The sequence below is a fragment of the Microbacterium sp. 70-16 genome, assembly GCF_001898315.1.
GTDB lineage: Bacteria > Actinomycetota > Actinomycetes > Actinomycetales > Microbacteriaceae > Microbacterium.
In genome coordinates this window covers 606,384-617,302 of the sequence record NZ_MKTQ01000014.1, presented here as the reverse complement: position 1 = coordinate 617,302, position 10,919 = coordinate 606,384, and the positions used below count along the sequence as shown (strand labels likewise).

Below are 10,919 nucleotides of genomic sequence, written 5' to 3'. Positions count from 1 at the left end.
TCATCGACATCGACCTCGAGCGTCGCCGCATCTCGCTGTCGCTCAAGCAGGCCAACGAGTCGGTCGACCCCAACGGCACCGAGTTCGACCCGGCGCTGTACGGCATGGCGACCGAGTACGACGAGAACGGCGAGTACAAGTACCCCGAGGGCTTCGACCCCGAGTCGGGTGCCTGGCTCGAGGGCTTCGACGCTCAGCGCGAGAAGTGGGAGCAGGACTACGCTGCAGCCCAGGCTCGCTGGGAGGCGCACAAGGTCGCCGTCGCCAAGGCCCTCGAGGCCGAGGCTGCTGCCCCCGTCGAGACCGGAGCATCGTCGTTCTCCTCGGAGAGCACCGGTGGCGGCACCCTCGCCGACGACGAGGCTCTCGCGGCTCTGCGCGAGAAGCTGTCGGGTCGTTGATCGACTGACAAACACCCGAAACGGGGTCGGAGCCTTCGGGCCCCGGCCCCGTTTCGCGCTTTCGGTCATGGCACGGTCCGAGTGGATGCCTGTGCGCGCTAACGTCGAGGAGTGAGTTGCCAATGATGCGGGCCGTCTCGGAGAAGGCGCCCGGCGGAGCCCGGCGGATGATGCGCCGTGGCATCCTGCGCGCCGACCCGCGCGATCGGGTCACCGCCGGCAGCCAGTTGCTGCTCAGCGGCACCGTCGTGCTGCTGTTCATGATCGGGCTGAGCCTGGGCACACTTCCCGACGCCGGCCTGTTCGCCCTCGGCACGTTGGGGCTCATCGTGTGCGCCATCGCCACGATGTCGGTGCCGTGGGAGCGGCTGCGCCCCGAGTGGATCGCGGTCGTGCCGATCGCGGACATCGCGGCGATCGCGCTGCTGCGGGTGTCGGACCCGGCGGGCGGCCTCGGCCTGCTGTGGGCGCTGCCGGCGATGTGGCTGGCCACACTCGGCCGTGCCGGTCTCATCTTCAGCTGTATCGCGATCCCGGCGACGTACTGGGCGACGGTGGGCTTCGGGCCGGCGTCGCACTGGGGCTTCACGACGCTGCTGCTGCCGCTCGTGGTCGTCGCGCTCAGCATCGCTGCATACTCGTCGACGCGCCGCTTCGCTGCGCAGCGTGAGCTGCTCGACGCGCAGGCCGCGCGGCTCGCCTTCGCGCGGTCGGCGGCCGTGCGGCAGGAGCAGATGGTCGCGGAAGTGCTCGACACCGTCGACTTCGGCGTCGTGCGGCTCTCGGTCGGCGGTGACATCGTGTACGAGAACGACGCGGCGGGGCGCATCAGCAGCGCCGTTCCGGGCTTGCACGGGGACTCCGCGACGACGCTGCTGCGTGCCGAGGATGGCTGCACTGAGCTGCCCGAACAGGATCACCCGCTCGCCCGCGCCCGCCGTGGTGAGTCGTTCGAGGACGTCGTGGTGTGGTCGGAGGATGCCGAGGGGCGCCGCACCGCACTGACGTTCACGGCGCGCCGGCTCATCGACCACCGCGGAGCCGACTCGGGCGCCGTCGTCGTCGCGCGCGATGTGACCGCTGAACGCGAAGCGCTGCGCTCACGCGACGATCTGGTCGCCTCGGTGTCGCACGAGCTGCGTACGCCGCTGACGTCGGTGCTCGGCTATCTCGAGCTCGCGCTGGATGAAGAGGACGTCCCCGAGCGGGCACACCGCTACGTCGACAACGCGTTCCGCAGCGGTGAGCGCCTGCTCGCGATCGTCGCGGACATCCTCTCGGCCTCACGTCGTTCGGTGCGGTCGGTCGAAGCGGCCGTCCACCCTCGTGAGACGGATGTCGTCGAGATCGTGCGGGCGTCGGTGGTCGCGCTCAGCCCGCTCGCCGACGAGCGCGTCATCAAGGTGACGACCAGCGGCGCCGACAGTGCGACGGCTCTCGCCGACCCGGGCCGCCTGCGGCAGGTTGTCGACAACCTGCTCAGCAACGCGATCAAGTTCAACCGTGACGGCGGTGCCATCGACCTCTCGGTGAGCACCGACGGCGAGACGACGCGCATCGAGGTGCGCGACACCGGCATCGGGATCTCGCCCGCCGATCAGGAGCACGTCTTCGACCGGTTCTTCCGCGCGTCGGAAGACGTCGCCGGCAGCGGCCTGGGGCTGTCGATCAGCCACGACATCATCGCCGCGCACGACGGGCGCATGAGCGTGGAGTCCGAGCCCGGCACCGGAACGACGTTCATCATCGAGCTGCCCGCGAGCGCACAGACGAGGATGCCCCGATGACCCTCGACGAGTACACGGCAGCGTTCATGACCGCCCTCGTGGGGGCGGTTGCGAGCATCGCGTTCATCCTGGAGACCGTCATCCGTCGAGACACCGGGCCGGGCCGGCTCTGGGCGACCGGGTACTTCTGCGGCCTCTCCGCGACCCTCGCGTACGCGGCCTGGGCGGCCGGAGTGGGCGGCACGTTCGCGATCGCCGTCGGCAACGTCATGTTCGTGCTCGTGCCGGGGTTCGTGTGGCTGGGGTCGCGGCAGTTCAGCGACCGCGCGCTGCGCACCCCGGCCGTCGTCGTTGCTGTCGGTGCCGTCGCGACTTTCGCCGCCGCCCTGATCGACGCGGCGCAGCCGGACGGCTGGGGCGGGTGGCCGGTGATGGCGGCGAGTCTCGTCGTGCTGTTCATCGCAGCCGCGGTGGAGGCCCTGCGCGCGCCGCTGCGACTGATCCGCAGCTCGTGGGCCTTCGCGGCCGTGTTGCTGGCGGCGGCGCTGTTCTACGCCGTCCGGCTGATGGTCTTCGTCATTGCCGGCCCCGAGAGCGCCGTGTTCCAGCAGTGGTTCGGGCCGACCGCCGCGAACATCGTGACGGTCGTGCTCACGATGGTCGCGGTCATCGTCACGTCGGTGTTGCGCGCGAACCGCACCTCCCGGCAGCGCTACGCGTGGCTCACGCGGGGCGGGGTCGCCGCCGACGGCATTCTGCTCGCGCGCACGTTCGCCGGCGCCGGCGCCGACATCGTCGAGCGTGCATCGTGGCGGTCGGAGGGCATCGCGCTCGTCGTCATCGACATCGACGGCATCGCCCGGATCCGCGGGGCGTTCGGGCCCGAAGCCGCCGACGACGTCAACTCCGCGTACCGTCTCGCCGTCCGCCGCTACGCGCCCGCCTCGTCGATCGTCGGCGAAGACGGCGACGGGCGGCTCGTCGTCTGTGCTGTCGCGGCCACGGCGGCCGACGCGCGCCGCCTCGCGGCGACGATCTACCGCGGCTGCACCGAAGAGCTCGCCGGCGCGGCATCCGGTCTGTTCCCGTTCGTCAGTGTCGGCGTCGCGGTGACCGAGGATGCCGGGTACGACGTCGACCGGCTGCTCGCTGGTGCGCGCGCCGCGGCGCAGCGGGCCGCCGACACGCCGGGAGCGTCCGTCGTGCTCGACGCCTCACGGGCGTCGTGACAGGCTGATCGGCATGCCTCTGATCGCACTGACGGGCGGAATCGCGTCGGGCAAGTCCACGATCGCGCGCCGCCTCGCTGAGCACGGCGCGGTGATCGTCGACGCCGATGCGATCGTGCGCGAGGTGCAGGCGCCGGGGTCGGCGGTGCTCGAGGCGATCGCGGATGCCTTCGGCGCCGACGTCATCGGCGAGGGCGGTGCGCTCGACCGTGCCGCGCTCGGCGCGCGCGTGTTCGGCGATGCGGATGCCCTCGCGCGCCTCAACGCGATCGTGCATCCCGCCGTGCGGGAGGAGTCGGCACGCCGCTTCGCGCAGGCGTTCGCCGCAGATCCCGGTGCGGTGGTCGTCTATGACGTGCCGCTGCTGGTCGAAGCACGCGTCGACGACCCGTGGCAGCTCATCGTCGTCGCCGACGCGCCCGCGTCGCTGCGGGCAGAGCGCCTGGTCGCACTGCGCGGGCTCAGCGAGCCCGAGGCGGCGGCGCGCATCGCGTCGCAGGTCAGCGATGAGCAGCGCCGCGCTGTCGCGGATGTCGTCATCGACACGTCGGGGACGATCGAGCACACGCTCGCGCAGACCGACGCGCTCTGGGAACGGCTGCGCGCCGAGGCATCCGTCGCTCTGCAGTAGTCAGGGCGCGGCCGCAGACGCCTTCGCCGCGGCGCGACGCCGCCGGCGGCGCACGAGCAGCACGATGATCAGGACGACGAGCGCGATCAGCAGGATGCCCGCGACGATCGGCACCACGATCGCCGTCACGGCTAGGGCGAGTGACGACGCATCCTCGGCGGTCGACAGTGCGGGCGCGGCGAGCCCGGCGGTCGCGACGTTGGCGACAGGTCGCAGCGTCGCCTTCGCACCATGCACGACCAGCGCGATCACGATCCCCACGACGATCGGCACCCACGCACCGTTCTCGAACAGATGCGTCGGATCGGTGACGGCCTGCGCGCTCGCGCCCGCACCGAACGCGATGCCGCCCGAGGCCGGGCGCACCACGGTCTGGATCACATCGTTGACCGAGTCGACGGCGGGGATCTTGTCGGCGACGATCTCGACGACCAGCAGCGCCCCGACGATCCACAGCGCCGTGTCGCTGGAGAGCCACGCCCAGCCCGCGGGCAGGTCGAATCCGGACAGGAACCGATCGAGGATGCCGAGCACGAACAGCGGCATCCAGGCATTCAGGCCCGCCGAGGCCGCGAGGCTCGATCCGACGACGAACTCCAGCATGCCCCCAGCGTAGACACCCCTGGCCCCCGAGCCTGTCGAGGGGCCGCCCCGATGTCGGTGCCCACGCCTACGCTGGAAAGATGCAGACCACGCGATCCGTTCGGCCGTTCGAGGTCATCAGCGAGTACGAGCCCAGTGGTGACCAGCCGCAGGCGATCGCCGACCTGGCGGCCCGCATCAACGCGGGCGAGACCGATGTCGTGCTGCTCGGCGCGACCGGTACCGGCAAGTCCGCGACGACCGCGTGGCTCATCGAGCAGGTGCAGCGGCCGACGCTCGTGCTGGCGCACAACAAGACCCTCGCCGCGCAGCTCGCGAACGAGTTCCGTGAGCTCATGCCGAACAACGCCGTCGAGTACTTCGTCAGCTATTACGACTACTACCAGCCCGAGGCGTACGTTCCGCAGACAGACACCTTCATCGAGAAGGACTCGTCGATCAACGCCGAGGTCGAGCGGTTGCGGCACTCCACGACGAACTCGCTGCTCAGCCGCCGCGACGTCGTCGTGGTCTCCACCGTGTCGTGCATCTACGGCCTCGGTGCGCCGGAAGAGTACCTGCGCGCCATGGTCGCGCTGCAGGTGGGCGAGCGCTACGACCGTGACGCGCTGATCCGCAAGTTCATCGCGATGCAGTACAACCGCAACGACGTCGACTTCTCGCGCGGCAACTTCCGCGTCCGCGGCGACACGATCGAGATCATCCCGGTGTACGAGGAGTACGCCGTGCGCATCGAGCTGTTCGGTGACGAGATCGAGGCGCTGTACATGCTGCACCCGCTCACGGGCGAGATCGTGCAGAAGCTCGAGAGCGTGCCGATCTTCCCGGCATCCCACTATGTCGCCGGCACCGACACCGTGCAGCGCGCGATCGGCACGATCGAGACCGAGCTGGCCGACCGGCTGAAAGAGCTTGAGGGGCAGGGCAAGCTGCTCGAGGCGCAGCGCCTGCGCATGCGCACGACGTTCGACCTCGAGATGCTGCAGCAGCTCGGGTTCTGCTCGGGCATCGAGAACTACTCGCGCCACCTCGACGGCCGCGAACCGGGGGAGGCCCCGCACACGCTGCTCGACTTCTTCCCCGACGACTTCCTGATGGTCATCGACGAGTCGCACGTCACGGTGCCGCAGATCGGTGCGATGTACGAGGGGGATGCCTCGCGCAAGCGCACCCTCGTCGACCACGGCTTCCGGCTGCCGAGCGCGCTTGACAACCGGCCGTTGCGCTTCGACGAGTTCAAGCAGCGCGTCGGCCAGACCGTCTACCTGTCGGCGACGCCAGGCCGGTACGAGATGGGCATCGCCGACGGGGTCGTCGAGCAGATCATCCGCCCGACGGGCCTGGTCGACCCGCAGATCATCGTCAAGCCGTCGAAGGGGCAGATCGACGACCTGCTCGAAGAGATCCGGGTGCGGGTCGAGCGCGACGAGCGCGTGCTCGTGACGACGCTGACGAAGAAGATGGCCGAGGAGCTCACCGACTTCCTCGGCGAGCACGGTGTTCGGGTGCGCTACCTGCACTCCGACGTCGACACGCTGCGCCGCGTCGAGCTGCTCACCGAGCTGCGGCAGGGTGTGTACGACGTGCTCGTCGGCATCAACCTGCTGCGCGAAGGCCTCGACTTGCCCGAGGTGTCGCTCGTGGCGATCCTCGACGCCGACAAGGAGGGGTTCCTGCGCAGCGGCACCTCGCTCATCCAGACGATCGGTCGCGCGGCCCGCAACGTGTCGGGTGAAGTGCACATGTACGCCGACAACATGACCGACTCGATGCGCCTCGCGATCGACGAGACCGACCGCCGGCGTGAGAAGCAGATCGCGTACAACACCGAGCACGGCATCGAGCCGCAGGCGCTGCGCAAGAAGATCGCCGACATCACCGATGCGCTCGCGCGCGAGGCATCCGACACGCAGGCGCTGCTGAGTGGCAAGGCGACCGCGAAGAACAAGTCCGGAAAGGGCAAGTCGCCCACGCCGCAGCTGCGCCGCGAGGGCATCGCGGCCGAGGGTGCGATGCAGCTCGAGGCGACGATCGAAGACCTCACGAATCAGATGCTCTCGGCGGCCTCAGAACTGAAGTTCGAGCTCGCCGGGCGGCTGCGCGACGAGGTGCAGGACCTCAAGAAAGAGCTGCGCGCGATGGAGAAGGCCGGGCACGCCTGACGGACCAGCGCGTCAGCCTCGTCACTCCCGGGGTCGCCGAGCTCGATCGGGCGATCGCGTTCTACCGTGCGATCGGCTGGCAGCCGCATCCGTCGTCCGTCGCGGGAAAGGTTGCGTTCTTCCAGGCGGGCGGCATGGTCGTCGCGCTGTGGTCTCGTGCGGCCCTGGCCGCAGATTCGGGAGTCGCCGACGGGGGAGGCTGGGCGGGATCACGCTCGCGCACAACGTGCGGACGGAGCCTGAAGTCGATGCGATCCTGGCCGACGCACTCGCCGCGGGCGCGCGGGTCGCCTGGCCCGCAGCTGCGACCGAATGGGGTGGGTACTCCGGCGTGTTCGTCGATCCGGACGGTCACCCGTGGGAGGTTGCCGTCAACCCGGGGTGGCCGATCGGCGACGACGGCTCGATCACGATCGGCTGAGCGGTCGGCGCCGACTGCCGGGCAGTGGATCAGAGGCAGTGGATCCTCGACAGTGGATCAGAGGCAGCGGATCACGGGCAGTGCATGAGGGGCTTGGGCCCCGAGCGGTCGAACGTGTGCTGTGACATCGGATGCCCGCACAACGGGCAGGCGCGCTCGGTGCGCACCGGCTCGGGCTCGGTGTCGTAGGGCCCGACCGACGCGGGGCCGGCGAACCGGATCAGTCTGCTGTTCAGGTAGGAGTACCAGCCACCGGCCTCGCGCACGCGTTCCCGCAGGGGCGGTCGGTCGTCGTCTCGCTGCGTCATGATCCTTAGCGTACTAAGTAATTGGGTAGGATGGGTGCGTGGATGCCCGTGACGAACTCCTGAAGCTCGACAACCAGCTGTGCTTCGCCCTCGTGACGGCGGCACGGAATGTGGTCGCGATCTATCGGCCGATCCTCGAGCCGCTGGGGCTCACGCATCCGCAGTACCTCGTCATGCTGGCGCTGTGGGAGCGCGCGCCGCGCGCGCTCGGCGAGCTCGCCGACGAGCTCGCGATGGAGTCGGCGACCCTGTCGCCGCTCGTCAAGCGCCTCGAAGCCCAGGGACTCGTGACCCGCGCCCGCAGCGCGAGCGACGAGCGCGTGCTCGAACTCGGGCTCACAGACGCGGGCCGCGCGCTGCGCGCGCAGGCGCTCGACGTGCCCGGCCGGGTCATGGAGGCCACCGGGATGTCCGTCGCGCAGGTCGCGGCCGTCCGCGACGGCCTCGCCCCCTTCGCCGGCCGGCGCATCGCGTAGCGCCGGGGGGAGCGGCCCGAGGCTCCGCCGGAAGCGAAGCCCGAGACCCATGTCCGAGGCCCGACCTAGACTTGTCCGGTGCCTATCGTCCCCGTCGCAAACTCGAAGCTCAGCGTCCGCGGAGCCCGTGTCCACAACCTCAAGAACGTTGATCTGGACATCCCACGCGACTCTCTCGTCGTGTTCACCGGACTGTCCGGATCAGGCAAGTCCTCGCTCGCGTTCGACACGATCTTCGCCGAGGGCCAGCGCCGCTACGTCGAGTCGCTGAGCGCGTACGCACGCCAGTTCCTCGGCCAGGTCGACCGCCCCGACGTCGACTTCATCGAGGGCCTGAGCCCCGCCGTTTCGATCGACCAGAAGTCGACCAACCGCAACCCGCGTTCGACCGTCGGCACGATCACCGAGATCCACGACTACATGCGTCTGCTGTGGGCACGCATCGGCGTGCCGCACTGTCCCGAGTGCGGCGCGCAGATCCAGCGTCAGACCGTGCAGCAGATCGCCGACCAGCTGATGGAGCTGCCCGAGCGCACCCGCTACCAGATCGTCGCGCCGGTCGTCACGCAGAAGAAGGGCGAGTTCGTCGACCTCTTCAAAGAGCTCTCGGCCAAGGGCTACGCCCGCGCCGTCGTCGACGGTGACCTGATCCAGCTGTCCGAGCCGCCGACGCTGAAGAAGAGCTACAAGCACGACATCGCGGTCGTCGTCGACCGCCTCGTCGCGGCCCCCGACATCCTCGGCCGCGTGACCGACTCGGTCGAGACGGCGCTGGGCCTTGCCGGTGGCATCATGCAGGTCAACTTCGTCGACGAAGAGGGGGATGCCGCGTGGCAGAGCTTCAGCGAGAAGCTGTCGTGCCCCAACGGCCACCCGCTGCAGCTGACCGAGATCGAGCCGCGGACGTTCTCGTTCAACGCGCCGTTCGGCGCGTGCCCCACCTGCTCGGGCCTGGGCACCCGCATGTCGGTCGATGTCGAGCTCATGCTCGGCGACGAAGAGCTCTCGATCAACGAGGGCGTCATCATCCCGTGGACGACGCAGGGCAAGGGCCTCTACCAGTACTACGAGCGGCTGCTCGTGGGTCTCGCCGACGACCTCGACTTCTCGCTCGACACCCCGTGGCGCGAGCTGCCCGATGAAGCGAAAGAAGCGGTCCTCCGCGGCGAGAACTACAAGGTCACCGTCAAGTGGCGCAATCGCTACGGCCGCGAGATGCGGTACTCGTCGGGCTTCGAGGGCGTCGTGCCGTACATCGAACGCCAGTACACGCAGGCCGAGAGCGACTCGCAGCGGCAGCGCTGGGCCGAGTACCTGCGCGAAGTGCCGTGCCCCGCCTGCAACGGCGACCGGCTCAAGCCCGAAGTGCTCGCCGTGCTCGTGCACGGGCATTCCATCGCGGATGCCTCACGGCTGAGCCTCGGCGACGCGCAGCAGTACTTCGCGCAGCTGCAGCTCACCGACCGCGAGGCCCAGATCGCGGCGGCCGTGCTGCGCGAGATCCGCGCGCGCCTCGACTTCCTCATCCAGGTCGGCCTGAACTACCTGAGCCTGAGCCGCGCGGCAGGGTCGCTGTCGGGCGGTGAAGCACAGCGCATCCGTCTCGCGACGCAGATCGGGTCGGGGCTGACCGGTGTGCTGTACGTGCTCGACGAGCCGTCCATCGGCCTGCACCAGCGCGACAACCGGCGCCTCATCGAAACGCTCGTGCATCTGAAAGACCTCGGCAACACCCTGATCGTCGTCGAGCACGACGAAGAGACCGTGCACGCGGCCGACTGGATCGTCGACATCGGCCCGCGCGCCGGCGTCGACGGCGGTGAGGTCGTGCACTCGGGGCCGCTGTCGTCGCTGTTCGATGAGCAGCGGTCGCTCACGGGCGCCTACCTCAGCGGCCGCCGCACGATCGAGACGCCGAGCACACGGCGCAAGATCGACAAGAAGCGCATGGTCACCGTCGTCGGTGCACGCGAGAACAATCTGCGCAACGTGACGGCAGAGTTCCCGCTCGGCGTGCTCACGGCGGTCACCGGCGTGAGCGGCTCGGGCAAGTCGTCGCTCGTCAACGGCATCCTGTACGAAGTGCTCGCCACGAAGCTCAACGGCGCCCGCCGCGTCGCCGGAAAGCACACGCGCGTCACGGGCCTCGACAACCTCGACAAGGTCGTGCACGTCGACCAGGCGCCGATCGGCCGCACACCGCGCTCGAACCCCGCCACCTACACCGGCGTGTTCGACCGCATCCGCACGCTCTTCAGCGAGACGAGCGAGGCGAAGGTGCGCGGCTACCAGCCGGGCCGGTTCAGCTTCAACGTCAAGGGCGGCCGCTGCGAGGCCTGCTCGGGCGACGGCACGATCAAGATCGAGATGAACTTCCTGCCCGACGTGTACGTCGACTGCGAGGTCTGCCACGGCAAGCGGTACAACCGCGACACCCTGAGCGTGCACTACAAGGGAAAGAACATCGCCGAGGTGCTCGAGATGCCGATCTCCGAGGCGGCTGACTTCTTCGAGCCGATCCAGGCGATCCACCGCTACCTGAAGACGCTCGTCGACGTGGGCCTCGGCTACGTGCGACTCGGCCAGTCCGCGACGACCCTCTCCGGCGGCGAGGCGCAGCGCGTCAAGCTCGCGACCGAACTGCAGCGCCGCTCGAACGGGCGCAGCGTGTACGTGCTCGACGAGCCGACGACGGGCCTGCACTTCGAAGACGTCTCGCGTCTGCTGCAGGTGCTCGGCGGGCTCGTCGACAAGGGCAACACCGTCATCGTCATCGAGCACAACCTCGACGTGATCAAGTCGGCCGACTGGATCATCGACCTCGGCCCCGAGGGCGGGTCCGGCGGCGGCCAGATCGTTGCGACAGGCACCCCCGAGCAGGTCGCGCGGGTGGAGGGCAGCCACACCGGCGCATTCCTTGCGGAGGTGCTCGCGGCCCAGCCTGTCCGCAAGGCGGGCTGA

General features: G+C 69.4%; 9 protein-coding genes and 1 pseudogene. 8 read left to right on the top strand and 2 right to left on the bottom strand.

The window, feature by feature from the left end:
* From rpsA to coaE, 4 genes and pseudogenes are all read left to right on the top strand, one after another.
* Positions 1 to 401, top strand: a pseudogene (rpsA, locus tag BGO46_RS07900) (30S ribosomal protein S1); the annotation flags it as partial.
* Positions 402 to 523: 122 nt separating this feature from the next.
* Entirely contained in the window at positions 524 to 2,188 is a 1,665-nt protein-coding gene (locus BGO46_RS07895; RefSeq protein ID WP_292676035.1) for a HAMP domain-containing sensor histidine kinase, read from the top strand.
* On the top strand, positions 2,185 to 3,357 hold the full coding sequence (locus tag BGO46_RS07890) for a diguanylate cyclase (protein WP_292676038.1): 1,173 nt from the start codon (positions 2,185 to 2,187) through the stop codon (positions 3,355 to 3,357). Before BGO46_RS07895 ends, BGO46_RS07890 begins: the two co-directional genes overlap by 4 nt.
* Positions 3,358 to 3,370: 13 nt before the next feature.
* On the top strand, positions 3,371 to 3,988 hold the full coding sequence (gene coaE / locus BGO46_RS07885; protein WP_292676040.1) for a dephospho-CoA kinase: 618 nt from the start codon (positions 3,371 to 3,373) through the stop codon (positions 3,986 to 3,988).
* On the opposite strand, the gene BGO46_RS07880 is transcribed toward coaE, so the two are convergent.
* Positions 3,989 to 4,591: a DUF4126 domain-containing protein gene (locus tag BGO46_RS07880; RefSeq protein WP_292676042.1), complete on the bottom strand. Its 603-nt coding sequence runs from the start codon at positions 4,589 to 4,591 to the stop codon at positions 3,989 to 3,991.
* Positions 4,592 to 4,671: 80 nt separating this feature from the next.
* Here BGO46_RS07880 and uvrB point away from each other — a divergent pair, with 80 nt between their 5' ends.
* On the top strand, positions 4,672 to 6,753 hold the full coding sequence (uvrB, locus tag BGO46_RS07875; protein ID WP_292676044.1) for an excinuclease ABC subunit UvrB: 2,082 nt from the start codon (positions 4,672 to 4,674) through the stop codon (positions 6,751 to 6,753).
* A 226-nt stretch (positions 6,754 to 6,979) separates the two neighbouring features.
* Complete coding sequence (locus BGO46_RS07870) at positions 6,980 to 7,174, top strand: VOC family protein (protein WP_292676046.1); 195 nt, start codon at positions 6,980 to 6,982, stop codon at positions 7,172 to 7,174.
* 71 nt (positions 7,175 to 7,245) lie between these two features.
* Here BGO46_RS07870 and BGO46_RS07865 read toward each other — a convergent pair whose 3' ends face one another.
* Positions 7,246 to 7,482 carry a hypothetical protein gene (locus BGO46_RS07865; RefSeq protein WP_292676048.1) on the bottom strand — a complete coding sequence of 79 codons (237 nt, stop codon included), beginning with the start codon at positions 7,480 to 7,482 and terminating at the stop codon, positions 7,246 to 7,248.
* Positions 7,483 to 7,520: 38 nt separating this feature from the next.
* Here BGO46_RS07865 and BGO46_RS07860 point away from each other — a divergent pair, with 38 nt between their 5' ends.
* Both BGO46_RS07860 and uvrA read left to right on the top strand, forming a co-directional pair.
* Positions 7,521 to 7,958, top strand: coding sequence for a MarR family transcriptional regulator (locus BGO46_RS07860; protein ID WP_292676050.1), 438 nt, complete (start codon positions 7,521 to 7,523; stop codon positions 7,956 to 7,958).
* A 78-nt stretch (positions 7,959 to 8,036) separates the two neighbouring features.
* Complete coding sequence (gene uvrA / locus BGO46_RS07855) at positions 8,037 to 10,919, top strand: excinuclease ABC subunit UvrA (protein ID WP_292897325.1); 2,883 nt, start codon at positions 8,037 to 8,039, stop codon at positions 10,917 to 10,919.

Excerpts from the sequence above, each read along its gene's own strand:
- BGO46_RS07895 (WP_292676035.1), top strand. The coding sequence starts at position 524 with ATGATGCGGGCCGTCTCGGAGAAGGCGCCCGGCGGAGCCCGGCGGATG.
- BGO46_RS07865 (WP_292676048.1), bottom strand. The coding sequence starts at position 7,482 with ATGACGCAGCGAGACGACGACCGACCGCCCCTGCGGGAACGCGTGCGC.
- coaE (WP_292676040.1), top strand. The coding sequence starts at position 3,371 with ATGCCTCTGATCGCACTGACGGGCGGAATCGCGTCGGGCAAGTCCACG.
- uvrB (WP_292676044.1), top strand. The coding sequence starts at position 4,672 with ATGCAGACCACGCGATCCGTTCGGCCGTTCGAGGTCATCAGCGAGTAC.
- BGO46_RS07880 (WP_292676042.1), bottom strand. The coding sequence starts at position 4,591 with ATGCTGGAGTTCGTCGTCGGATCGAGCCTCGCGGCCTCGGCGGGCCTG.
- BGO46_RS07890 (WP_292676038.1), top strand. The coding sequence starts at position 2,185 with ATGACCCTCGACGAGTACACGGCAGCGTTCATGACCGCCCTCGTGGGG.